Annotated in this window: 19 protein-coding genes; 6 read left to right on the top strand and 13 right to left on the bottom strand. The window is 59.9% G+C overall.

Going from position 1 to position 23,822, the window contains the following annotated elements; translation table 11 throughout:
• Positions 1-26: 26 nt before the first annotated feature.
• The 9 genes from ACNYC6_RS21160 to ACNYC6_RS21120 all read right to left on the bottom strand — a co-directional run bounded on the left by ACNYC6_RS21160 (position 27) and on the right by ACNYC6_RS21120 (position 13,902).
• Positions 27-3,599, bottom strand: coding sequence for a glycosyltransferase (locus ACNYC6_RS21160; RefSeq protein ID WP_419709001.1), 3,573 nt, complete (start codon positions 3,597-3,599; stop codon positions 27-29).
• 95 nt (positions 3,600-3,694) lie between these two features.
• Positions 3,695-5,266 (bottom strand): flagellar hook-associated protein 3, encoded by a 1,572-nt coding sequence (locus ACNYC6_RS21155; RefSeq protein ID WP_419709000.1) that lies wholly within the window; start codon positions 5,264-5,266, stop codon positions 3,695-3,697.
• 13 nt (positions 5,267-5,279) lie between these two features.
• On the bottom strand, positions 5,280-7,340 hold the full coding sequence (gene flgK / locus ACNYC6_RS21150; protein WP_419708999.1) for a flagellar hook-associated protein FlgK: 2,061 nt from the start codon (positions 7,338-7,340) through the stop codon (positions 5,280-5,282).
• Positions 7,341-7,364: 24 nt separating this feature from the next.
• Positions 7,365-8,645 carry a flagellar assembly peptidoglycan hydrolase FlgJ gene (gene flgJ / locus ACNYC6_RS21145; RefSeq protein WP_419708998.1) on the bottom strand — a complete coding sequence of 427 codons (1,281 nt, stop codon included), beginning with the start codon at positions 8,643-8,645 and terminating at the stop codon, positions 7,365-7,367.
• A gap of 13 nt (positions 8,646-8,658) precedes the next feature.
• Positions 8,659-9,732: a flagellar basal body P-ring protein FlgI gene (locus tag ACNYC6_RS21140; RefSeq protein WP_419712994.1), complete on the bottom strand. Its 1,074-nt coding sequence runs from the start codon at positions 9,730-9,732 to the stop codon at positions 8,659-8,661.
• A 42-nt stretch (positions 9,733-9,774) separates the two neighbouring features.
• Positions 9,775-10,470, bottom strand: a complete 696-nt coding sequence (flgH, locus tag ACNYC6_RS21135) for a flagellar basal body L-ring protein FlgH (RefSeq protein WP_419708997.1) — start codon at positions 10,468-10,470, stop codon at positions 9,775-9,777.
• Positions 10,471-10,523: 53 nt separating this feature from the next.
• On the bottom strand, positions 10,524-11,309 hold the full coding sequence (gene flgG, locus ACNYC6_RS21130; protein WP_008055493.1) for a flagellar basal-body rod protein FlgG: 786 nt from the start codon (positions 11,307-11,309) through the stop codon (positions 10,524-10,526).
• Positions 11,310-11,354: 45 nt separating this feature from the next.
• Positions 11,355-12,095, bottom strand: coding sequence for a flagellar basal body rod protein FlgF (locus tag ACNYC6_RS21125; protein ID WP_419708996.1), 741 nt, complete (start codon positions 12,093-12,095; stop codon positions 11,355-11,357).
• Between the two features lie 241 nt (positions 12,096-12,336).
• Entirely contained in the window at positions 12,337-13,902 is a 1,566-nt protein-coding gene (locus ACNYC6_RS21120) for a sigma-54-dependent transcriptional regulator (RefSeq protein ID WP_419708995.1), read from the bottom strand.
• A 278-nt stretch (positions 13,903-14,180) separates the two neighbouring features.
• Here ACNYC6_RS21120 and phhA point away from each other — a divergent pair, with 278 nt between their 5' ends.
• From phhA to ACNYC6_RS21090, 6 genes are all read left to right on the top strand, one after another.
• A complete protein-coding gene (gene phhA, locus ACNYC6_RS21115) occupies positions 14,181-14,972 on the top strand; it encodes a phenylalanine 4-monooxygenase (RefSeq protein WP_419708994.1) in 792 nt (263 codons plus the stop codon).
• Positions 14,973-15,076: 104 nt separating this feature from the next.
• Positions 15,077-15,433: a 4a-hydroxytetrahydrobiopterin dehydratase gene (locus ACNYC6_RS21110; RefSeq protein ID WP_008055502.1), complete on the top strand. Its 357-nt coding sequence runs from the start codon at positions 15,077-15,079 to the stop codon at positions 15,431-15,433.
• Positions 15,433-16,626 carry an amino acid aminotransferase gene (locus ACNYC6_RS21105; RefSeq protein WP_419708993.1) on the top strand — a complete coding sequence of 398 codons (1,194 nt, stop codon included), beginning with the start codon at positions 15,433-15,435 and terminating at the stop codon, positions 16,624-16,626. The genes ACNYC6_RS21110 and ACNYC6_RS21105 overlap by 1 nt, the downstream gene beginning before the upstream one ends.
• 192 nt (positions 16,627-16,818) lie before the next feature.
• On the top strand, positions 16,819-16,950 hold the full coding sequence (locus tag ACNYC6_RS21100; protein ID WP_275428116.1) for a hypothetical protein: 132 nt from the start codon (positions 16,819-16,821) through the stop codon (positions 16,948-16,950).
• A gap of 72 nt (positions 16,951-17,022) precedes the next feature.
• Positions 17,023-17,208: a hypothetical protein gene (locus ACNYC6_RS21095; RefSeq protein WP_056853044.1), complete on the top strand. Its 186-nt coding sequence runs from the start codon at positions 17,023-17,025 to the stop codon at positions 17,206-17,208.
• Between the two features lie 99 nt (positions 17,209-17,307).
• Positions 17,308-18,507 (top strand): MFS transporter, encoded by a 1,200-nt coding sequence (locus tag ACNYC6_RS21090; protein ID WP_419708992.1) that lies wholly within the window; start codon positions 17,308-17,310, stop codon positions 18,505-18,507.
• Here ACNYC6_RS21090 and arfB read toward each other — a convergent pair.
• The 4 genes from arfB to scpB all read right to left on the bottom strand — a co-directional run bounded on the left by arfB (position 18,504) and on the right by scpB (position 23,817).
• Positions 18,504-18,917: an alternative ribosome rescue aminoacyl-tRNA hydrolase ArfB gene (arfB, locus tag ACNYC6_RS21085; RefSeq protein ID WP_419708991.1), complete on the bottom strand. Its 414-nt coding sequence runs from the start codon at positions 18,915-18,917 to the stop codon at positions 18,504-18,506. The genes ACNYC6_RS21090 and arfB overlap by 4 nt on opposite strands.
• A 222-nt stretch (positions 18,918-19,139) precedes the next feature.
• Positions 19,140-20,552, bottom strand: a complete 1,413-nt coding sequence (locus ACNYC6_RS21080; protein WP_419708990.1) for an amino acid permease — start codon at positions 20,550-20,552, stop codon at positions 19,140-19,142.
• Between the two features lie 807 nt (positions 20,553-21,359).
• The gene (gene rluB / locus ACNYC6_RS21075; protein ID WP_419708989.1) at positions 21,360-22,571 is read right to left on the bottom strand and encodes a 23S rRNA pseudouridine(2605) synthase RluB; all 1,212 of its coding nucleotides are present in this window, start codon (positions 22,569-22,571) and stop codon (positions 21,360-21,362) included.
• 274 nt (positions 22,572-22,845) lie between these two features.
• Positions 22,846-23,817 carry an SMC-Scp complex subunit ScpB gene (scpB, locus tag ACNYC6_RS21070; RefSeq protein ID WP_419708988.1) on the bottom strand — a complete coding sequence of 324 codons (972 nt, stop codon included), beginning with the start codon at positions 23,815-23,817 and terminating at the stop codon, positions 22,846-22,848.
• Positions 23,818-23,822 lie beyond the last annotated feature (5 nt).

Genomic DNA, 23,822 nt, shown 5'->3' with positions numbered 1-23,822 from the left:
TTTCAAGGTTGGCGACGCACCGGGAATCAGTCCGGCAACCAGCCCCACAGCCAGTGGTTCAGGTTGTCGCCACGCAACATGAAATCGCGGTGCACCGCCTCGCGCAATTCATCGCCCATGCGATAACTGGCGTCCGGATCGGCCAGGTGCATGCGGATCGCCTGTAGCCACTCTTCGGTACTGTTGCTGTAGACCCTGGTGCACGGCAAGTGGCCGCGGTAGGCCTCGGTGTCGGTGCAGATCACCGGGTAACCGCAGGCGCCGTATTCCAGTAAGCGCAGGTTGCTCTTGCAGTCGTTGAAAATGTGGAATTCCAGCGGCGCCAGCGCCAGGTCGAGGTTCAGGCTCGCCAGTTTGAACGGGTAGCTTTGAAAGCTGGTGGTGGAATGAAACTCGTGAATATACGGGCGCAATTTATCCGGGCACATGCCAAAGAATACCCATTCAACCTCGTCCGCCAACTCGCGCACCACCTCGGCGATGACTTCCAGGTCGCCGGTGTGACTGGTGCCGCCGCCCCAACCTACACGTGGCTTACGCGCGGTGCGCCGCTGGCTGGTCAATGTCGCCCAAGGTTCTGGTGAGAGCATGTTCGGCACTACGCGAATCTCGCTGTGCATGCTCGACAATGCATCGGCCAACGGTTGGGTCGTCACCACCACGCGATCACACAACGCGATCCCCTCACGCAGCATCTGCTCGGTATTGACCGGCTTGTTACGGGCATGGGTGTTTTTCTTCGGAGCACTGACCACATAATCATCGAGTTCGAAAATCCGCAGGGCTCCTGAATACTTCTTCATTCGCAGAATGTCACTGACGGCGCCTTCGCTGTAGCGGCATTGCAGAATGAGGGTGTCCGGGGACAATCGCTCGATATCCACCGTCGAGGGCGACTCGTAGGCAACATGTGCAATCACTCGCCCGGCGGCCTCGAGCTCTGCCAACGGCGCGGTGACACGATAGTGCCCCACAGCCGTACTATTGACCGGCATTCCAAGTATCAGCGGCAAAGTCCGGCTGCAGAACGGATTCCAGTTATTGCGCAACGCGGGCTCCAGACTGAAGCTGGAATTGCCAAGGCTCAACGACGGGCTGTAGGCAGGGTCCCTGGCAATTTTCGGCAACCATTGGCGATAAAAGGTTTCCTGCTCTTGTTCGAGCAAGGCCGGGTTTGAAGGCGCAGCCAGTGGGCCGACCTCAGGCGCCAGCACCACACTGGCGTAAGGCGTCCAGACCACCAGGTAGCCGTCCTTGCTTGCTCGCAAACACAAATCGACTTCGCTTAGGCCGAGGCTGAAGCGCTTCTCATCAAACCACTCCAGTTCCTCAAGCACCTGCTTGCGGACCATCAGGCAATGACTGCTCAGCGCACTCCAGTTCTGGGTGACGTGCATACGCTGCATGTACCCGCGAGCCCCGGCCGCTTCACCGCGAAACGGCGAACCGACCGGCCCGGCAAGTCCCAGGATCAACCCGGCGCTGACAATGGTGCCCTCAGGACTGAGGATACGCGCACCGACCACAGCCACCTCAGGACGCTGGGCATGGTTGAGCAATTCGTCGAGCCAGTCCGCGTCACAAATCACTGCCTGCGCGTCGAGCAGCAACAGATACTCGCCACGGGCCTGTTCCGAAGCGAAATTGCGAATCGCTGCTTCATTGTCGTCACCGGCATAGCGCAGCACCCGCAGCATGGAGGCGCCGATTTGCGCCATGGCCGCCAACCAGTCGAGCATCGCCGGGTCTTGGGTGCCACTGTCGACGATCAGAATTTCATATTGAGTGTACGCGGTGCGTTCGATCAAACCTTCGACACAACGCTGCAAGGCGTACAACGAATCACCGGTGCGTACAATGATCGACACCAGCGGTCGCTCGCCATGCAAGTAGTCGATGCGATTGATCAACGGCAAGCTGTCCTGCCGGATCTCGTGCGCCACGCCAATGCGGTCCAGATGTGCACTGACCACTCGCGAATTGCCGTTGACCACGGTCGACAACGATAGCCACCGGGCGTAGCTCAGATTTGCTTCAACCTGTATTTCCGCGATGTGCTCAATGGTCTGTGGCCCGGCATCTTCCACCAGGCGCCACAGAAGATCATGGGGGGCCAACTCGCCCATGTCCGGATCGAAGCCACCCAATGTCAAAAAGCGCTCACGTGCAAAAGCCAGGGTGCGCCCGACATAGGGATAGGCGCGCATCAAGTCCAGGTTGAAATCCGGCTTGAACACCGGATCAATGGATTCCCCTTCGATCAGCGTGCCCTCGTCACTATAGGCACAAAGAATGCCCGGGGAACCGGCAATACGTTCGGCCAGGATCAACAATGCGGATTCGCGCACGCAGTCACCAGCGTGCAGCAGGTAGAACCAGTGAGCACCTTCCAGCTGCGGGATCACGGCATTGAGCTGTTGCACCCAGTCGGTCTGATACGGCAACTGCAGCACACACTCGTCGGCGGCGCAGTGCGCGTCGGATAGCACGACAACGGCCTGGGGCGGATACAGCTGTCCCTGAAGACTTTGCAAGGTCACCTTCAGCGCGCTGCCATCGGCATCGCTGTCGATCACAATCGGCACGATCTGCGGCTTGAACGGCCAGCTATCGATGCGTTGCGGCATCACACGCTGTTCCACATCCGAGAACCTGCGTATAGCCAACCACTCGCGGTAGAAGTCGGCATAACTGTCGCTCTCCCCGCCCACCCGGCCATTGACCACGGTGTAGCGATTGCCAAGGATTCGCACGACGCACAACTCTTCCCATGCGTGAGGCTGATCGGTGATTTTCGCCAACTCGATGTAGCGCACCCATCCCGAAGCAGGTGCTGCTTCGCCGCTGCGTGCGGCCAGCATCTGGTTTAACCAGCCCCATTCCGCAACAGCCGCCTTGAGCATCTCCGGGGTCTTGCTCAAACGCTCCGGGTACAGGCGCTCGCTGCTCAATACAGAACCAAGCGATACCAGGTTACCGCGCCGCATCAGGCACACGAACAAGGCGAAATCGAGCATCGCGACAAATCCTGCACCCTCCTGAATCAAGGTCGGCAACAACTCCAGGACATCGGCCCGACGCATCAGAGAGGCACTGAAGTTACCTAGGAAGTTCTTCGGTGTGCCCTCGAAAATGGCGAGCATGTCGTCGCCCTTCAACAGCGCATCCGCGGGCGCAAACCGACAGTTGTCGACCCGCGACGGCAAGATGAAACTACCCGCATCACTGAACATGCGCAGCGCTAACACCAGGTTGACGTCGGCATGCTCGATCAGCACCTTCGCCTGCAGGGCCACGCTTGGCGCAAACAAACGGTCGTCATCGCATAGCACTTTGATGAATTCGCCCCGGGCTTCTTCAACGCAACGCAGCACATTCTTTTGCAAACCCAGGCGTTGCGGATTGCGCAAGTAGCGAATCGGGTGAGCCGGCTCGACAAAGGAATCGACGATGCCACGGATTACGTCATTGGATGAATCGTCGCAGACGACGATTTCTACCGACCGATAGGTTTGCGCGAGGGCACTTTCCAGCGCCTGGCTGAAAAAACGCGGATTGAACGCAGGGATGACAATGCTGACGAGGGGGTGTTGATTCACGGCGGGAAACTCTCGAGCGGCGGGCCCCTACCCTTTCAGGCAGAGACCCCGGAACCGCTTGGAAAAAGACGGCTGGCTGCTCGACGGGCGCAAACTCAGACCTTGTTGAACAAGCCCAACTGAGCAATCTTGCTGAAGGCCAGTTGCGAGGCCTGCAACATGGTTTGTTGCAAGGTCAGGCGGGTCATCACTTCGGCCGGATCGGAGTCGCGAATCGCCGATTGTGTCTGGGTGTTGGCCAACACCATGCTCTGATTGGTATCGATTTGCGTATCCAGGGCCTGCCCACGACCACCGACCGAGCTCAGGGCGCTGGACAGTTGATCGGTGCCACTTGCCAGGTTGGCGATGCCCGAGGCCAGAGAGGCTTGCAGCTTCTGGACGGCAATCGGATCGCCATTTGTGGGCGTGTTCAGCGCCGATTTCAACTGGCTCACGGTATCCAGAATGTTCTGGGTTTCGTGAGTGTTGACCGCAACGCTAAACTGATCACCGGCGCCTGGCCCTGGTGCAGCGGTGAGAGTGAAACTCACGCCAGATGCCGTGGCAACGTTACCGGCCATGGTGCCGGTGGACACTGGTTTACTGGTGGACGTCAGCGGCGCGGCATACAACTCGAAATCGGTAGCGGTGGTGAATTTGATCACCGCTGCCCCCGACGGGAAACTGGCGTGGTAGTCAGCCGGGTTGGTGATGCTGCTGCCAGTCACCTGTGCGGCCGTCGGATTGCCCGGGCTGCGGGTAGCGGTGAACGTGTCGGGCTTGCCGGCCAGAGTAAAGGAGTGTCCCGGCAGCACGGTGCCAGGTACGTCACCGGTGCCCAGGTTGATATTCAGGGTCAGGTCGACGCCTCGGAAACTCACGCTTTGCCCACTTTTGCTGGTCGGATCGAACGCACCACCCTGGCTGGCTTCGGCGGTCACATCATTGCCGGCCGAATCGGTGATCCTCAACTGCGTGCCGCTGACGAAGTCCACGGTGTAGGGCTCGCCGCTGCGAAATTTGCTGTTGTAACTGACGTTCGACGACACTTGGCCATTGGACAGGGTCACACGACCATCATCCACCGCCGGCGCATTCATCGTGACTTGGCTGCGACTGGTATTGACAGCCTGCTCGAACGCTTCCCAGCCGGTGCTGTTGGTGGCCATCGACATCGTATCGCCAACGGCCAGATCAAGGGTCACCTGGTCGCCGTTGTAGCTGTAAGTACCGTCGTTGTTGCGTGTGAATGGCACAGTGTCGCCCTTGGAACCGGCGAAGATGTATTTACCATTCTCGTCCTTGCTGTTCATCAGGCTGAGCAGTTGCTCTTCGATCTGCCCCAGTTCCGCGGCGTTAGCCTGGCGATCCTCATCGGTGTAACCGGCGTTGCCGGCACCGACGGCCAATTCCTTGGCGCGTTGCAGTACGTTGTTGATGCTGGTCATCACCGCTTCAGTCGCACCCAGGGTCGCCTTGATGGTGTTGGCATTGGTCTGGTACTGATCGAGCATCGAAGCCTGCTGACCCAGTTGCAGCAAACGCGAAGCGCCGACCGGATCATCGGCAGCGGTGTTGACGCGGACCAGGCTGCTGGCCTCTTCGCTGGACTTAACGATATTCGCGAAGTTTTTTTGATAGTTCGCTGCCGTGGACTCGTAAAACTGGGCGGTAGAAATGCGCATGGGCTACGACTCCTTAAAGACTGTTGATCAGTGTGCTGAAGATTTCCTGCGCAGCCTTGATGATCTGCGAAGAGGCGGTGTAGTACTGCTGATACTTGACCAGGTTGCCGGTTTCCTCGTCGAGGTCAACGCCTGACAGCGAATCACGGGCGCCCTTGGCGTTCGCCAGAATGGCGTCGGTCGCGGCGCTGTCGAGCTTGCCTTGGGCAGCCTTGGCGCCAACGCCTTCAACCAGTTTGCCGTAGGCATCAGTCAGGGAAATACCCTTGCTGGCCGAACCGGTGTCTACCACCTGGGCGGTTTGCAGGCCGGCCAGCGTCGTACCGTTGCGGTTGTCCAGGGTACCGGGCTGGCTGAGCGTCACGTTGATCGCCGCGCCATCGGAGGGCGAACCGGCAACGGTCATGTCGAACTGAGCCGTACGCTGTACGACAGGCGGGCCCGGGTCATTGATCGGCGCACCGCTGGCATCGGTCAAGGGAATAGACAGGCTCAGGGTGTTGTTCTCGCCTGGCTTGATCGTGCCGCTGCTGATCAAACTACCCTGGGCGTCAAGGAACTGGTAAGCCTGGCTGGTGCCGTCGGTCGAAACCGCGCCGAACACGACCTTGACCGGTGTCGAGTTCTTCAGGCCGTTCTGGATCGCCTGAGTGGCAGCGGTGTCATAGATATCCAGAGAGGTCTTCAGGGTCGGCTGGCCACTGGCCGGAATCGACAAAGTGCCGCTGCTGCCCGCTGCAATAGCCGCGCCCAATGGCGCCGCGAGTGCCAGACGCTTGGAGTCAGTCATCTCGGTCTTGATGTTGGTGGCCGCGTTGCGGGTCGGGGTGATCTTGAACGTATCGCCGACGGCCGCACCACCGTTGAGTTTAAGCGAGAACCCTTCGATCACCGGTGCCGGCGTGGTCGTTGTGCTGTACGAGCCCACCGTTGAATTATCCGGCAGGCGCGTAACGGAGTAGTCCGTCGCCGAGGTGAAGGTCACCTTGTAATCGTTGATGGTCAGCTGGCCGGTGTCCTCGATGCTCACATCGAAGTTGCCATTGCCTGTGTTGCCGCCGGAGGCAATGCTGCGCTGCGATATTTGTGCCGCACTGTTGATGCTGTTGAACAGGTTCGAGCCGAAGTCACCGTTCTTGTCGATGCCCTGGGCCTGGAGGGTGTTCATCTGGTCAGCAACCACCAGCGCTACGCGGCCCAGCTCATTCATGGCCGGATCCAGCACGGTGCTTCGGTAACGCAACAGGCCACCGATCTCGCCGCCGGTCATGATCGACGTGATGTCGATGGTGCTCGAGCCGCGATTGAGTTGCAGTGCCAAACGACCTGGATCGTCCTGGCTCGGCACGGTTTCCAGCTTGTTGACGGTGTTGCCCATGACCAGCGGCTGGCCACTGCCCAGGTAGATATCAATGTTGCCATCGCGCTCGACGGTCTGTGCGCCGGTGAGGGTCGACAGTTGGCGGATGGTTTCGTTACGGGCGTCGAGCAGGTCGTTCGGCTGGCCACCGGAACTCGAGATCTCGGTGATCTTCTGGTTTAGCTGCGCCACGGTCGCCGCCAACTTGTTGACCTGGTCGGCCATGTTGCTCAAGTTGCCGTTGATGGTGTTGTTCTGTGCGTTCAACTGACTGGCCATCGAGTTGAAACGAGCGCTCAAGGCCTGGGTGTTGCTGAGCAGCAATTGACGAGATGCGTCATCGCCCGGCTTGGCGTTTACGTTCTGGACTGACGCGAAAAAATTGGTCAGTGCGCCGTTGAGGCCGGTGCCGCTATCCGACATCAGGGTATCGAGTGGCGTGATCTGCCCTTGATAGGCGGCCGCATCACTGTTGAGCGATGTCGTGGTCTGCAACTGTGCATCGAGATAGCTGTTATAGACCCGGCGCACATCGGCCAGCGTCGTGCCGGTCCCGATGTAGACGTTACCGTATTGAATAGAGCCCTTGGTGCTCTGCACGGTTTGCTGACGCGAGTACCCGGCGGTATCAGCGTTGGCAATGTTGTTGCCGGTGGTCGCCAGGGCGTTATGGCTTGCGCTCAGCCCCGACATCCCGATATTGAGCAAACTCATGGTTCAGACCTTATTCCTGGTGCCTTATAAAGGCGTGGTGGAAACGCCCGCCGCAGCGTAGTTCTGGTAACTCGTCATCTGCTTGGCTATCTGCGAAATCTTGCTTGCGTAGTCCGGGTCGGTTGCATAACCGGCCTTCTGCAACTCGCGTACAAACTGTTCTGGGTTATCGGCCGACTTCAGCACATCTTGATAGCGATTATTGGACTGCAGCAAAGTCACAAGGTCATGGAAACTGTCCTTGTAAGAATCGTAGGAACGGAACTCGGCCGTCTCCTTGACCATCTCGCCATTCCTGAATTCGCTGGTGATCGCCCGCGCCGAATTGCCTTGCCAGTTACTGCTGGCCTTGATGCCGAACAGGTTGTGGCTGCTGCTGCCATCCTGCGCGCGCATGACCGACTTGCCCCATCCGGTTTCCAGTGCGGCCTGGGCCACCAGGTAACGCGGATCGACGCCAATGCGATCGGCTGCTTCCTTGGCCATCGGCAGCATGGTGTTGACGAATTCGTCGGCGGAACTGAAGGCTTTCTTCGCCGGCGCCAAAGGAATTTGCGCAATGGCGCGACCATGAATCTGCAGGGAGCCGCTCGAGGCCGCTTGCGCATTCGCCAGCCAGTCGCTGTTATACAAAGGCCCGGCGCCTGCGGCTGCGACGCGCTCCGGCAGTTGTGTCTTGTTGACTGCCGCAGCGGTCGTCGTGGCGGAAGGCACCAGACCTGCCAGCAAACGATCGGCCAGCTTCGGCGGCAATGCCAGGCGCCGCTGATTGATCAGCGCCATGTCATTGCGATGCTCGCCCTCGCCGGTCGGTGCCTTGACCGAACGCGAGGCCCACAACGGACGCTCGCCGTTGACCCGCGACAGCGGCCCGTTGATTGCCACCGTACCCGCCGCGACTGGCGTTTGTGCAGCGGCTTTCGCGGCCTCCTGCTTGGCGGCGGACAAGGTTGCCGCCTCACCCGGAGCCAGCGGTTTGTTCTTCGACATCTGCCGCATCAGCACGTCGGCCAGGCCGATACCACCGCCCTCGCGGGACATGGAAACGGCCAACTGCTGGTCGTACATTTCCTGGTATTGCTTGGCTTCAGCGGTGTTGAGCGGATTGTCCTTGCCCAGCGCTTCGGTGGCCGAGCGCATGGACTTGAGCATCTCGCCGAGGAACAACGATTCGAACTCCTGCGCCACCTTGCGCATGTTCGCGTCGCTGTTCTTGTCGCCAACCTTGAGTTGGTTCAGCCGGTTCAGGTCGGAGAATGCACCTGAATCGCTGCTGCTGACCCGACCACTCTTGAACATGTCCATATGATCGCCGTCCTTAGATCACGATCAGGTCGGCTTGCAAGGCGCCGGCCTGTTTCAGTGCTTCGAGGATGGCCATCAAGTCGCCCGGCGCCGCGCCGACCTGGTTCACCGCACGGACGATTTCGTCGAGGGTGGTGCCCGGGCCGAATTTGAACATCGGCTTGGCTTCCTGCTGGGCGTTGACCCGCGAGCGCGGCACGACCGCCGTCTGACCATTGGACAGAGGGCCGGGCTGGCTGACAATCGGGTCTTCGGTGATGGTCACGGTCAGGCTGCCGTGGGTGACGGCGGCCGGGGAAACCTTGACGTTCTGGCCGATCACGATGGTGCCGGTGCGCGAGTTGATGATGACTTTCGCCACCGCCTGACCCGGATCGATTTCGAGGTTTTCGAGGATCGACAGGTAGTCGACACGCTGGCTCGGATCAAGTGGCGCGCTCACGCGAATCGAACCGCCGTCGATGGCCTGCGCCACGCCAGGGCCGAGCATGTCGTTGATCTTGTCGACGATGCGCTTGGCCGTGGTGAAGTCGGAGCGATTGAGGTTCAGCGTCAGGCTGTTGCCCTGGTTGAATCCGCTCGGCACCGCACGCTCAACCGACGCACCGCCAGGGATGCGACCGGCCGACGGAACGTTGACGGTGATCTTCGAACCGTCGCGACCTTCGGCGTCGAAACCGCCGACCACCAGGTTACCCTGGGCGACGGCGTAGACGTTGCCGTCGATACCCTTGAGCGGTGTCAGCAGCAACGTACCGCCGCGCAGGCTCTTGGAGTTACCGATGGACGAAACCGTGATGTCGACCTGCTGACCCGGTTTGGCGAACGCTGGCAGATCGGCACTGATCGACACCGCCGCGACGTTTTTCAACTGCACGTTACCCGAACCCGGCGGCACCTTGATGCCGAACTGCGAGAGCATGTTATTGAAGGTCTGCAGGGTGAACGGGGTTTGCGTCGTCTGGTCGCCGGTGCCGTTAAGCCCGACCACCAGGCCGTAACCGATCAATTGGTTGGAACGCACGCCGGAAATGCTGGCGATATCCTTCAGGCGTTCGGCTTGAACGCTGAAGGCTGCCGACAACATCAGAGCGACAACGATGAGACTTCTGAATTTCAACGTAGCCACCTAGAAAGGGAACAGCGGGCTGAGGAAGAAACGGTCGAACCAGCCTGGCTGACTCGCATCGGCAAACGAACCGGTGCCCGAGTAAGTGATGCGTGCATCGGCGACACGGGTCGACGACACGGTGTTGTCGGTGGAGATATCGTCGGCGCGAACCAGACCGGCAATGCGCACCAACTCATCGCCAGTGTTGAGCGTCATCCACTTCTCGCCGCGTACGGCAATGATACCGTTGGGCAACACATCGGCGACGGTAACGGTGATCGAACCGGTCAGGGTGTTGCCCTGCGCCGCCTTGCTGTCACCCTTGGTCGAGCGATCGCCCTCATAACCAGCATCCAGGCTCAGGTCACCACTGCCAAACGGGTTGTTGGTATTAGGCACGGAACCGAACAGCGAACTCAGGCCGATGCTGGCCTTGCTGTTCTTGCCGATTTGCGAGTTGGCGTTTTTGCTCGCCTGGGTCTTCTCGTTCAGGGTGATGGTGATGATGTCACCGACCCGGAACGCCTTGCGGTCGCTGTAGAGGTTCTGTTCGAAACCGGCCTGGTAGATCGAGCCGTTATTCGCGGCAGCCGGCAGCGGCGTGCGCGGCAACACCGGGGCGTAATAAGGATCATTGGGCTTGGGTGTCGGACCGACACAGCCGGCGAGCATGGTGATCCCACTCAATGCCAGAACAGAGACGAAGCGATTCATGACCCTTACCTCACGGTGTTGCAGGCGACCGCATGGCCGCCTCATAGACTTGATTACAGATTCTGCGTTACGAACGAGAGCATCTGGTCGGCGGTGGAGATCACCTTGGAGTTCATCTCGTAGGCGCGCTGAGTGGTGATCATATTGACCATCTCTTCAACGGTGCTGACGTTGGACGTTTCCAGAGTGTTCTGCAGCGTGGTACCGAAACCGGCCAAGCCAGGCGTACCGACTTGCGGTGCACCACTGGCAGCGGTTTCCAGGAACAGGTTGTTACCCACCGCTTGCAGACCGGCCGGGTTGATGAAGTCGGCAGTCTGCAGGTTGCCGATCACCTGGGAAGCCGGGTTGCCGGCCACGGTAATGGACACGGTGCCGTCCTTGCCGACGGTGAAGGTCTGGGCGTCGTTCGGAATGACAATCGCCGGTTCCAGGGCGAAACCGCTGGCGTTGACGATCTGGCCGTTGGAGTCCAGGTGGAAAGTACCGTCACGGGTGTAGGACGTGGTGCCGTCCGGTTGCAGGATCTGGAAGAAACCGCGACCGTCGATGGCCATGTCCAGCGGCTGCTCAGTGGTTTGCAGGCTGCCGGCGTTGAAGTTTTTCTGGGTGCCGACAATGCGCACACCGGTACCCAGTTGCAGGCCCGACGGCAGTTCGCTGTCCTGGGTCGACTGCGCGCCCGGCTGGCGTTTGATCTGATAGAGCAAGTCCTGGAACTCGGCGCGGTCACGTTTGAAACCCGTGGTCGACACGTTGGCCAGGTTGTTGGAAATGGTGGTCAGGTTGGTGTCCTGGGCGGACAGACCGGTTTTGGCAACCCATAGAGCCGGAAGCATTCGATTCTCCTCGTGCGCCTGTTTTACGGCGCGACGTTCTGATAATTAGCTGATCTGCAAGACCCGAGCCATGGCCTGGTCGTCTTCTTTGGCGGTGTTCATCATCTTGATGTGCAGCTCGAACTGCTTGGACAAGGCCAGCACCGAGGTCATCTCGTCCACGGCGTTGACGTTGCTCGACTCAAGGAAACCGGACACCAGTTTGACGTTGGCATCGGCTTGCGCCGGCTGGCCGTCCTTGGTGTGGATCGAACCGTCCAGGCCCTTGGTCATGTTCTTGAAGTCCGGATTGACCAGCTTGATGCGATCGACTTCCGCCATCACGCGCGGACCTTCGCCCATCGCACGAATGCTGATGGTGCCGTCTTCACCAACTTCGATCTGCTGCTCGGGCGGCACGGCGATCGGGCCGCCGTTGCCGATCACCGGCATGCCGTTGCCGGCGCGCAACACGCCCAGGGCGTCAACCACCAGACTGCCGGTGCGCACATAGCTTTCGCCGCCATCGGGGTTCTGCACCGCCAGCCAGCCATTGCCCTGCACGGCGACATCGAGGTCGCGGCCGGTTTCTACCAAAGAGCCCGGAGAGAAGTCGGTGGCCGGTCGTTCGGACATGGCAAACGCACGCGCCGGAAAGCTGTCGCCGAACACCGGCATCGAACGCGCCTGCTCCAGGTCTTTCTGGAAGCCGTTGGTGGAGATGTTCGCGAGGTTGTTGGCATGAGCCTTTTGCGCCAGTGCATTCTGGCTGGCGCCGGTCATTGCCACATAAAGGTACTTGTCCACAATCTTTCCTCTGCCTGCCGGACGTTTGCCGCCCACTGCTGTACTGACGAGGCATAAGCAATTTGCAGACCAACTTGTTTTTCGCGGCGCGAGGGCCGGTAAACAAAGGGTTTGAGGGTTCAGAGGGGATTTGCGCGATTGTATCGGAGACGAAAAACCGGCGGTGTTGTGCCGCTTACGGCAACTAGCAACCGCTGCCTTGTAGCAGCTGCCGAGCCTACGAGGCAGCTGCTACGCAGAGCTAAGCGTTATTTGAATCTTTGCCCACCTCATAATCGCGCAACTTGTTGGCGATGGTGGTATGCGAAACGCCGAGGCGCCTGCCCAGTTGCCGACTGCTCGGATGCTCGGAATACAAGCGCTCCAGCACGGCTTTTTCGAACCGACCGACAATCTCGTCCAGCCCTCCCTCCAGCGAAAAATCGCCAAGCGGCTGACGCACGCCATAGTCCGGCAAGCGAATGTGTTCGGCCTTGACGGTCCCGCCATCGCACAGGGAGACCGCCTGGAACAGCACGTTCTCCAACTGCCGGACGTTGCCCGGCCAATGATAGTGACTGAGCCGGTCCATGGCCGCCGGGGCCAGTTTCGGCAGCGGGCAACCGATCTGCCGACTGGCCTGATCGAGGAAGTGCTCCACTAGCGGCGGCAAACCGTCGAGGCATTCGCGCAGCGGCGGGATGTGCAGCGACAGCACGTTCAAGCGGTGATAAAGGTCCTGACGAAACTCGCCGCGCGCGCACAGCTCGGAAAGATCGACCTGGGTCGCGCAGATCACCCGCACATCGAGGTAAACCTCTTCATCGCTGCCTACCCGACGGAAGCAACCGTCCTGCAGAAAGCGCAGCAACTTCACCTGCAAGCGCGGGCTCATTTCCCCGACGCCATCGAGAAACAGCGTACCGCCCGCCGTCAGCTCCAGCAGCCCGAGCTTGCCCTCGGCCCGCGCTCCTTCAAAGGCGCCCGGGCCGTAGCCGAATAACTCAGTCTCGGCCATGGACTCCGGCAGGCCGGCGCAGTTGAGCGCCATCAGCGGCGATTGCCCTCGTGGGCTGGCCAGGTGACAGGCGCGCGCGAGCAACTCTTTGCCGGTGCCGGTTTCGCCTTCTATCAATAGCGGCGCATCGAGTGGCGCCATGCGCCGGGCTTCACGCACCACCGCCGCCATGACCTTCGAGCTTTGGAAGATGCTGTCGAAGCCGCGCAATTCCTGCTTGCGCACGTTATAGATGCGCTCACCTACCCGGTCGGCGCGGTGCAGCGTCAGTACCGCACCGGCCATCGCTTCGCTGTCGTCGTGCTCCGATTGCAGCGGCGCGATGTCCGCCAGGAACACATCGCCCTTGACCTTGACCCGCAAGCCGTTGATCCGCGATTTGTTGGCGCGCACCAGTTCCGGCAAATCGAAATCTTCGGCATAACGCGACAACGGGATCCCCGGCACCTCGTCCACCCGCACACCGAGTAACTGCGCCGCCGCACGGTTGGCCGCCACGATGGAACCGCCCATGTCGATCGACAGCACCGGAAACTCCAGGGCGCCGAGCAACGCATTGAGCTCCATGTGCCGACGCTCGCTGGGCATCAGCCCTACACGCTTGACGCCAAAAACCCCGGCAATCGCCTCGAATTTCGGACGCAGCGCCTGGAATTGAATGTTGATCAGGTTCGGACAGTGCAGATAGATCGCATTGCCATGCTCACCGCCCACCTCACCGCGAGCGACGTTGATGCCGTACTCCACCAACAGATTGAGGATGTCGCGCAGGATGCCGATGCGGTTCTGGCAGTGGACTTTGATACGCATGTAAAGGCCCGAACAGTGGTGAAAGAGGCCCACCGCAGGAAATTTTCTGCTGGAGCGCTCAGATAGTCGTCAAGATTATGTGACACGCGGAGCGCTTTTCCCACCCGCCAATCTCAACATCTGCGCGATAACGGCTAAAACGTAACGAAAATTTTACGATTATTGAAGAATTTTCCTACGCGGAGCACGGATCACCTGCTGCCATTGCGCAATTCATGGGTTATTTCTGAGTCCATAGCAGCACATAACAAGAACGAATCCCCTAGCAGGAGAGCAGCATGAAGCAGACGCAATACGTGGCTCGCGAGCCCGATGCGCAAGGTTTTATCGACTACACCGCTGAAGAACACGCGGTGTGGAACACGCTGATCACTCGCCAACTGAAAGTGATCGAAGGGCGTGCGTGCCAGGAATACCTGGGCGGTATCGAAAAACTCGGTCTGCCCCACGACCGCATTCCGCAACTGGGCGAGATCAACAAGGTCCTCGGTGAAACCACCGGTTGGCAGGTCGCCCGTGTACCGGCGCTGATCCCCTTCCAGACCTTTTTTGAATTGCTCGCCAGCAAGCGGTTTCCAGTCGCTACCTTCATTCGTACCCGCGAAGAGCTGGATTACCTGCAAGAGCCGGACATTTTCCACGAGATCTTCGGCCACTGTCCGCTGCTGACCAACCCCTGGTTTGCCGAATTTACCCACACCTACGGCAAACTCGGCCTACAGGCCTCCAAGGAAGAACGCGTGTACCTGGCGCGCCTGTACTGGATGACCATCGAATTCGGCCTGGTCGACACCCCGCAAGGCCAGCGCATCTACGGCGGCGGCATTCTGTCTTCGCCGAAAGAAACCGTTTACTGCCTGTCGGACGAGCCTGAGCATCAGGCGTTTGATCCGGTGGAATGCATGCGCACGCCATACCGCATCGACATTCTGCAGCCGCTGTATTTCGTGCTGCCGAACCTCAAGCGCCTGTTCGACCTCGCCCACGAAGACATCATGGGCATGGTCAAGCAAGCGATGCAGATGGGTCTGCACGCACCGAAATTTCCGCCAAAGCCAAAAGCCGCGTGATCCGCCGCTTTTAGAATCAAGTGAGCCTGTCAGAAACCCACGCGATGCATTAGCGTGATGCTACTGACGGCCGATTTTCCAACATTCGATTTCAGGAACACATCATGACCGCACTCACCCAAGCCCATTGCGAAGCCTGCCGCGCCGATGCCCCACAAGTCAGCGACGAAGAATTGCCGATCCTGATCAAGCAGATCCCGGACTGGAACATCGAAGTTCGCGACGGCATCATGCAGCTGGAGAAAGTCTTCCTGTTCAAGAATTTCAAGCATGCCCTGGCGTTCACCAACGCCGTCGGTGAAATCTCCGAGGCCGAAGGTCACCACCCGGGCCTGCTGACCGAGTGGGGCAAAGTCACCGTGACCTGGTGGAGCCACTCGATCAAAGGCCTGCACCGCAACGACTTCATCATGGCCGCGCGCACTGACGAAGTAGCCAAGGACGCCGAGGGTCGTAAGTAATGCATTTCGACGCCATCGGCCGTGTACCCGGCGACCCGATTCTCGGCCTGATGGAGGCCTACGCGCAGGACCCGAACCCGCGCAAATTCGACCTTGGCGTGGGTGTCTACAAAGACGCTCAGGGCCTGACGCCGATTCCGCAGTCGGTGAAACTTGCCGAAGCGCGTCTGGTGGAGCGTCAAACCACCAAGACCTATATCGGTGGTCACGGCGAGCCGGCGTTCGGCAAAGCGATCAATGAGTTGGTGCTGGGCGCCGACTCGAAACTGATCGCCGAACAACGCGCCGGCGCCACCCAGACACCGGGCGGCACCGGGGCGCTGCGCCTGAGCGCAGACTTCATCGCCCAATGCCTGCCGGGCCGTGGCGTGTGGCTGAGCAATCCGACCTGGCCGATCCACGAAAGCATTTTCGCGGCAACCAAGGTCAAGGTCAGTCACTACCCGTACGTGGGCAGCGACAACCGGCTCGACATTGACGGTATGCTCGCGGCGCTGAACGAAGCGCCCAAGGGCGACGTGGTGTTGCTGCACGCCTGCTGCCATAACCCGACCGGCTTCGACCTGTCCCATGACGATTGGCGCCGTGTACTGGATATCGTACGCAAACGCGAACTGCTGCCGCTGATCGACTTCGCGTATCAAGGTTTCGGCGATGGCCTGGAACAGGATGCCTGGTCGACCCGGCTGTTCGCCGCCGAGTTGCCGGAAGTGCTGATCACCAGCTCCTGCTCGAAGAACTTCGGCCTGTATCGCGACCGCACCGGTGCGCTGATTGTCTGCGCGAAAACCACCGACAAGCTCACCGACATCCGCAGCCAACTGGCCAACATCGCCCGCAATCTGTGGTCAACACCGCCGGATCATGGCGCCGCCGTGGTGGCGACCATCCTCGGCGACCCGGAGCTGAAACGCTTGTGGGCCGACGAAGTGGAAACAATGCGCCTGCGTATCGCCCAACTGCGCAGTGGTTTGGTGGAAGCGTTGGAACCACACGGTTTACGCGAGCGCTTTGCGCACATTGGTGTGCAGCGCGGGATGTTTTCCTACACTGGGTTGACGCCTGAGCAAGTGAAAAACCTGCGCGACCATCACAGTGTTTATATGGTCAATTCGGGTCGGGCCAACGTGGCGGGGATTGATGCAACACGATTGGATTTGTTGGCCGAGGCGATTGCCAGCGTCTGCAAGTAACCCTCAAACACTGCAAATCCCCCTGTAGGAGCGAGCAAGCTCGCTCCTACACTCATCTGTCTATACAACCCCGTCCGTCGAAACAAATGGATATAAAAGTCTGTTTGTCATTTTCAGTGCTGTATCCTGCCCAGGCTTTTTAAAAGCGCGGATCTACCAGATCTATCAACAGACTTAGCGAGGAGCGCAACCATGCACGAGATTCCTAATCTCCCCTTCCCAAGCCTGCACGTACCTGAGCAGACGACCACGCAACAAGCCGGCGCCCAACAGCCCGAGCCGAAAGAAGCATCTGACAGTCGCAAGGCTGACAGCGAAGACTGAAACACCCGCCGTACAGACCGTGTGGAAAGCGCTAACATGCGCTTTCCACACTGCCTGAAAGAGCCTTTACCCATGACCGATGAATTCAGCGAAGCACAGGCCAGCGTCCTGATTGGCACCGCCGAGAAAATGATCGAGATCTGGAATCGCCTCTCCCCCGAAAAACAGGCCGCATTGCTCGCCCGTTTCGGCACCGAAGAAAATGCCTTGGCCGCACTGGTGACCACGCAACTGGTGGCACCTGCCAAACCCGAATGACCCCGCCCGGCAAATAGTTTTACTTTTACACAACCCACGACAGCCATCACCGCTATCATAAGCAGCCTATCTATCCTGCTTTACCGTGGACCTTTCCCCATGCCTGAAAATCAGCGCCCCCTGGCGGTCACGCTGCAAGTTGTTTCCATCGTCCTTTTTACCTTCATCGGCTACCTGAACATCGGCATTCCCCTGGCCGTATTGCCGGGTTACGTCCACAGCGACCTGGGTTTCGGCGCGGTGATCGCAGGCCTGGTGATCAGTGTGCAATACCTGGCCACCCTGCTCAGCCGTCCGTATGCCGGGAAAATCATCGATAACAAAGGCAGCAAACTGGCGGTCATGTATGGCCTCGCCGGGTGTGGTTTGAGCGGCGTATTCATGCTGATTTCGGCATGGACGCAAAGCTTGCCGATGCTTAGCCTGATCAGCCTGTTGATCGGTCGCCTGGTACTCGGCAGCGCAGAAAGCCTGGTGGGTTCCGGTTCGATTGGTTGGGGCATCGGCCGCGTCGGCGCGGCGAACACCGCCAAAGTCATTTCGTGGAACGGCATCGCCAGTTACGGCGCACTGGCGGTCGGCGCACCGCTGGGCGTGCTGCTGGTGAACAACATGGGCTTGTGGAGCATGGGCGTGAGCATCGTGTTGCTGGCTGTAATCGGCCTGCTGCTGGCCTGGCCGAAAACCGCGGCGCCGATCGTGACCGGTGAACGCTTGCCGTTCATGCATGTGCTCGGCCGAGTGCTGCCCCACGGTTGCGGCCTGGCCTTGGGCTCCATCGGCTTCGGCACCATCGCCACCTTCATCACCCTGTATTACGCCACGCAGCACTGGGATAACGCGGTGCTGTGCCTGAGCCTGTTCGGCGCCAGTTTCATTGGCGCACGGCTGTTGTTCGGCAACCTGATCAACCGTCTCGGCGGTTTTCGCGTGGCAATTGCCTGCCTGTCGGTGGAGACCCTGGGCCTGTTGCTGCTGTGGCTGGCACCGGATGCTCATTGGGCGCTGGCGGGCGCAGCGCTGAGCGGTTTCGGTTTCTCGCTGGTGTTTCCGGCGCTGGGGGTTGAAGCGGTCAACCTGGTGCCGGCCTCCAGCCGTGGCGCAGCGGTCGGTGCTTATTCGCTGTTCATCGATTTGTCGCTGGGCATCACCGGGCCATTAGCCGGTGCGATTGCGGCGGGATTCGGCTTTGCTTCGATCTTCCTGTTCGCCGCACTGGCCGCACTCAGCGGCCTGGGGCTCAGCGTTTACTTGTACCGGCAGGCGCCGAAGCAACGCGAAGCGCGGGACACGCGTTAGAAATCGACCTTGCCGCGCCCGGCCTTGATGTTGCCGCGCTTGGATTTGGATTCCAGCCGACGGGTTTTCGAACCGAGGGTCGGCTTGGTCGGGCGGCGTTTCTTTTCGACCTTGGTGGCGCTCTGGATCAACTCGACCAAGCGTTCCAGCGCATCAGCACGATTCTGCTCCTGCGTCCGGTATTGCTGGGCCTTGATGATCAACACGCCATCGCTGGTGATACGGCTGTCACGCAGCGCCAGCAGCCGCTCCTTGTAGTATTCGGGCAAGGACGAGGCTGGAATGTCGAAGCGCAGGTGCACCGCACTGGAGACCTTGTTGACGTTCTGCCCACCGGCGCCCTGGGCGCGAATGGCCGTCAACTCGATCTCGGCATCCGGCAGATGCACGTTGTTGGAAATCACCAGCATGGAAAAAGCGTCCGTATTCAGAGCGTGCAGAATACCGCGATCAGATCTTCAGCACGCCACAAATCCCTGAGGGAGCCAGCCTGCTGGCGATTGTGATGTGACAGGAAATCAAAATGTCACTGATAGGACCTCATCGCCAGCAGGCTGGCTCCCTCAGGGAAATGTGTATGCCTTGGAACAACAAACCCGGCACGTGGCCGGGTTTGTTGTTTGCGCGCGGAGTTACTCCGTCGCAGCCTGCAACGTGCGCTGGGCACTGCGCTTGTTCTTGATGCCGTAGCAGACCCACATGAACACGAGCCACACCGGAATCGCGTACACCGAAGTCTGAATCCCCGGAATCAACAGCATCACGCCGAGAATGAACAACACGAACGCCAGGCAGATGTAGTTGCCGTACGGGTACCACAGGGCCTTGAACAGCGGCGTCTGTTTGGTTTTGTTCATGTGCTGGCGGAACTTGAAATGCGAGTAGCTGATCATCGCCCAGTTGATCACCAGCGTGGCCACTACCAGCGACATCAGCAACTCGAGTGCGCTGTGCGGGATCAGGTAGTTCAGCAGTACGGCAATCAACGTCACCGCAGCCGACGCCAGGATCGAACGCACCGGTACGCCGCGCTTGTCGATCTTCGCCAAGGCCTTCGGCGCGTCGCCCTGCTCGGCCATGCCCAGCAGCATGCGGCTGTTGCAGTAGGTGCCGCTGTTGTACACCGACAGCGCCGCGGTCAGGACCACGAAGTTGAGGATGTGCGCCGCGGTGTTGCTGCCCAGCATCGAGAACACTTGCACGAACGGGCTGCCGCTGTAGGAATCACCGGAGGCGTTCAGAGTGGCCAGCAAGCTGTCCCACGGTGTCAGCGACAGCAAGATCACCAGGGCACCGATGTAGAAAATCAGGATCCGGTAGATCACCTGGTTGATGGCTTTCGGGATCACGGTTTTCGGTTTGTCGGCTTCGGCAGCGGTGAAGCCGAGCATTTCCAGGCCACCGAAGGAAAACATGATGAACGCCATGGCCATCACCAGACCGCTCGTACCGTTCGGAAAGAAGCCACCGTGGGACCACAGGTTGCTGACCGCCGCTTGCGGGCCGCCATTACCGCTGACCAGCAGGTAGCTGCCCAGCGCGATCATGCCGACGATCGCCACGACCTTGATGATCGCGAACCAGAACTCGGCCTCGCCGAACACTTTGACGTTGGCCAGGTTAATGGCGTTGATCAGCACGAAGAAGGCAGCGGCGGAGACCCAGGTCGGGATGTCCGGTGCCCAGTAGTGGATGTATTTGCCAACCGCGGTCAGCTCCGACATGCCCACCAGAATGTACAGAATCCAGCAGTTCCAGCCCGACAGGAAGCCGGCAAAGCCGCCCCAGTACTTGTGCGCAAAATGGCTGAAGGAACCGGCTACGGGGTCTTCGACGATCATTTCGCCCAGTTGGCGCATGATCATGAAGGCAATGAAGCCGCAGATGGCGTAGCCGAGGATCATCGACGGTCCGGCGGATTTCAGCACCCCGGCCGAGCCGAGGAACAATCCGGTACCGATCGCGCCACCGAGGGCAATCAGTTGAATGTGGCGATTTTTCAGGCCGCGTTTCAGCTCGCCCGAATGCGAGTTTTGTCCACTCATGAAAAAGGTCTCACGCAAGGTTTGATGATGTTCAGAAGACGTTGCTGCTTGGCAAAGACATTAAGCAGCACCGATCAAACCCCAGCGTAGGCACCAGGAGTTCAGCGTATTTACAACGGTCATGCGTCACCTGTTTGTTTTTATCTGTGACGAAATCGAACCCGACACGCTCGTGACGCGGCGGAGTGAACAAGGCGGATAGCCTTGAGGTTTGCGCAGGTGCGCAGGAGGTCACAGGTAAAACGCGGCGCATTGTACACCGCTAACCCCCTGCTGCCAGACCCGCTGGATCAGCGTATCGGTTGCCGGGATTGCCTGTGTCCGCCCCGATGGCTTCGGGCGGCTGCAAAAAGGGAGTCAGACCTTTGCGGGTCGTTGACGGGGACGGTGGGAAAACCGGCCCGCGCGAAAAGCTGGAAACGGATTGCGGCGTTCATTGCGCCTCCTTTTTGTTATGCACCTGCACGACAGGCATGGCGCGCATAACACCTTGCATGGGGCACTGAAACAAGCGGGCTAGAGGGCCTGGAGGATTGAGGACGACGTTAGTGCGTAAGCAATTTTATACAGGATTGAAGGAGTGGCGAATTCAGGGGAGCAAGCCGGGGATTTCGTAAGGTTTTCTTTACGAGCCGTAATGCTTAATTTCCATCTGGACCTATTCGGTGCGGCGACTGGCGCCATCGCGAGCAGGCTCGCTCCTACCGTTTGATCGTGATGGCGCCCTCAAAAACAACACAGACATAAAAGCCGGACCCAAAAAAACGCCAACCCGAAGGTTGGCGTTTTTTATGAAGCGCTTGCCGATTACTCAGGCTTGCGGCGACCGAAGCCCGGGCGCTGGCCCGAACCGGCCGGTGCGCCACGGCGCTTGCCCGACGGCTTGTCGCCATCGACCAGTTTGATCCCCGGACGCTTCGGTGCAGGTTTGGCCGGGCGCTTGGTGTCGACTGGGCGATCCGCTACCGGCGTACCACGACCTTCGCCGCGCTCGGTACGGCCATTGGCCGGACGTGGCGTGCGTGGACCGCGCTCACCGTCCTGACGGGCCACTGGCTTGCGACCCGGACGCTCGCCTTCGATCTGCGGCTCGCGGTTTTCCCGTGGCGCGGCAGGTGCGGCAGTGGCCGGGCGCAAGGTGCGCACGCGCTCGGTCTTGGCCATCGGACGCGACGACTTGCGTTGCATCCGGTCGAGCTTGTCTTTGCTCTTGGCGTTCATCTGCGGCATCGCGACCGGCGTCAGGCCGACTTCGGCACTGAGGATGTCGACTTCGTACTGGCTCATTTCGCGCCAGCGGCCCATCGGCAGGTCGGAGTTGAGGAACACCGGACCGAAACGCACGCGCTTCAGGCGGCTGACCACCAGACCCTGTGATTCCCACAGGCGACGAACTTCGCGGTTACGACCTTCCATCACCACGCAGTGGTACCAGTGGTTGAAGCCTTCACCACCTGGTGCCTGCTTGATATCGGTGAACTTGGCCGGGCCGTCTTCGAGGACAACGCCAGCCTTCAGGCGCTCAATCATCTCGTCATCGACTTCGCCACGCACACGCACCGCGTATTCACGGTCCATTTCGTAGGAAGGGTGCATCAGGCGGTTGGCCAGCTCACCGTCAGTGGTGAACATCAACAGACCGGTGGTGTTGATGTCGAGACGACCGATATTGATCCAGCGGCCTTCTTTAGGGCGCGGCATCTTGTCGAATACGGTCGGGCGACCTTCCGGGTCGACGCGGGTGCAGATCTCGCCGTCGGGCTTGTTGTACATGATCACGCGGCGGACCGATTCGGCAGCCTCTTCGCGCTTGATCACCTTGCCATCGATGGTGATGGCGTCGTGCATGTCGACGCGCTGACCAAGGGTGGCGTCTTTGCCGTTGACCTTGATGCGGCCGTGGCTGATCCAGGCTTCCACGTCACGGCGCGAGCCGACGCCGATACGGGCGAGGACTTTCTGTAGCTTTTCGCCTGCTGGGCCGATTTCCTGGTCGTCTTTCTGGTCTTTGATACTCATCTGGGCACCTCCCGGTGTGTTCTGAAAACTGGGTACTTGGGCGAAGGGATCGCCGAAGGGTCGCGAATCATACGCGCATGAGGGCGTTTGCGCATCAGAGACTAGCTGATCGAGACAAGGTTATTAATTTTTCCGCCGACCGGCGACTCACACAAAACCCTGGGAGTGAGCCTGCTCGCGATAGCGGTGTGTCTGCCACAAGGATGTTGAATGTTCCGCCGTCATCGCGAGCAAGCTCGCACACAGGGGATCTCCATTGCCAGCAGGTATTGGGTCAGTCTTCGAATTCGCGGCGTTCAGCTTCGATGGCTTCGGCGAGCGCCAGGGCTTCGGCTTCTTCGTCGCTTAACTCGGGCTGGGGTTTCGGCTGCTCCAGCGCGGCAACGGCGGCCAGGAGTTTTTCACGAGCCTCGGCCACGCCGAGAATGTCGTCTTCTTGCTCCGGTTCAATGTCCGGCTCAGGCTCGATTTGGGCAATTTCAGGTTCCGGTTCGATGTCGGGCTGCTCCGAATCAAACTCAGGCGCCACGCCGTCACGCAACAGATCATCGAAATCGGTCTTGATCCCCTCTTCCATGCTGTCCAGTTCCAGCAACAGCGTATGGAAACTGGTCTCTTCCTTCGGCTCTTCCGGCTCGGCGCTGGCATCTGCCAACTCTTGCAGGGATGCCGGCACCGGCGCGTCGTCGAAATCGAGGACTGGATCGGGTTCCAGCTCGCGCAACTCCGCCAGTGGCGGCAGGTCGTCGAGATTCTTCAGGTTGAAGTGATCGAGAAACGCCTTGGTGGTGGCGAACATCGCCGGTTTACCCGGCACGTCACGGTAGCCGACGATGCGGATCCACTCGCGCTCCATCAGCGTCTTGACGATCTGGCTGTTGACCGCCACGCCCCGCACATCCTCGATCTCGCCCCGGGTGATCGGCTGTCGGTAGGCGATCAAAGCGATGGTTTCGAGCATGGCCCGCGAGTAACGCTGCGGCCGCTCTTCCCACAAACGCCCGACCCACGGCGAAAATTTCTCGCGAATTTGCAGGCGATAGCCGGAAGCGACTTCCTTCAACTCGTACGCGCGACCATCGCAGGACTTGCCCAGAATGGTCAGGGCTTTCTTGAAAACCGCCGGCTCCGGGCGCTCGCCTTCTTCGAAGAGTTCGAACAGGCGCTCCAGGGATTGCGGTTTTCCCGAGGCCAACAGAAAGGCTTCGAGCAGTGGCGCCAGCTCGCGGGGTTCACTCAGGTTCATGATTC

The sequence above is a fragment of the Pseudomonas sp. NFX224 genome (assembly GCF_048565165.1).
GTDB lineage: Bacteria > Pseudomonadota > Gammaproteobacteria > Pseudomonadales > Pseudomonadaceae > Aquipseudomonas.
This window is presented reverse-complemented; position numbering and strand designations above follow the sequence as displayed.

Bases quoted from the DNA above. Each gene is read 5' to 3' on its own strand.
- ACNYC6_RS21155 (WP_419709000.1), bottom strand. From the start codon at position 5,266: ATGCGCATTTCTACCGCCCAGTTTTACGAGTCCACGGCAGCGAACTAT.
- flgK (WP_419708999.1), bottom strand. From the start codon at position 7,340: ATGAGTTTGCTCAATATCGGGATGTCGGGGCTGAGCGCAAGCCATAAC.
- flgJ (WP_419708998.1), bottom strand. From the start codon at position 8,645: ATGGACATGTTCAAGAGTGGTCGGGTCAGCAGCAGCGATTCAGGTGCA.
- ACNYC6_RS21140 (WP_419712994.1), bottom strand. From the start codon at position 9,732: ATGTTGTCGGCAGCCTTCAGCGTTCAAGCCGAACGCCTGAAGGATATC.
- flgH (WP_419708997.1), bottom strand. From the start codon at position 10,470: ATGAATCGCTTCGTCTCTGTTCTGGCATTGAGTGGGATCACCATGCTC.
- flgG (WP_008055493.1), bottom strand. From the start codon at position 11,309: ATGCTTCCGGCTCTATGGGTTGCCAAAACCGGTCTGTCCGCCCAGGAC.
- ACNYC6_RS21120 (WP_419708995.1), bottom strand. From the start codon at position 13,902: ATGCGTATCAAAGTCCACTGCCAGAACCGCATCGGCATCCTGCGCGAC.
- phhA (WP_419708994.1), top strand. From the start codon at position 14,181: ATGAAGCAGACGCAATACGTGGCTCGCGAGCCCGATGCGCAAGGTTTT.
- ACNYC6_RS21110 (WP_008055502.1), top strand. From the start codon at position 15,077: ATGACCGCACTCACCCAAGCCCATTGCGAAGCCTGCCGCGCCGATGCC.
- ACNYC6_RS21105 (WP_419708993.1), top strand. From the start codon at position 15,433: ATGCATTTCGACGCCATCGGCCGTGTACCCGGCGACCCGATTCTCGGC.
- ACNYC6_RS21100 (WP_275428116.1), top strand. From the start codon at position 16,819: ATGCACGAGATTCCTAATCTCCCCTTCCCAAGCCTGCACGTACCTGAG.
- ACNYC6_RS21095 (WP_056853044.1), top strand. From the start codon at position 17,023: ATGACCGATGAATTCAGCGAAGCACAGGCCAGCGTCCTGATTGGCACC.
- ACNYC6_RS21090 (WP_419708992.1), top strand. From the start codon at position 17,308: ATGCCTGAAAATCAGCGCCCCCTGGCGGTCACGCTGCAAGTTGTTTCC.
- arfB (WP_419708991.1), bottom strand. From the start codon at position 18,917: ATGCTGGTGATTTCCAACAACGTGCATCTGCCGGATGCCGAGATCGAG.
- ACNYC6_RS21080 (WP_419708990.1), bottom strand. From the start codon at position 20,552: ATGAGTGGACAAAACTCGCATTCGGGCGAGCTGAAACGCGGCCTGAAA.
- rluB (WP_419708989.1), bottom strand. From the start codon at position 22,571: ATGAGTATCAAAGACCAGAAAGACGACCAGGAAATCGGCCCAGCAGGC.
- scpB (WP_419708988.1), bottom strand. From the start codon at position 23,817: ATGAACCTGAGTGAACCCCGCGAGCTGGCGCCACTGCTCGAAGCCTTT.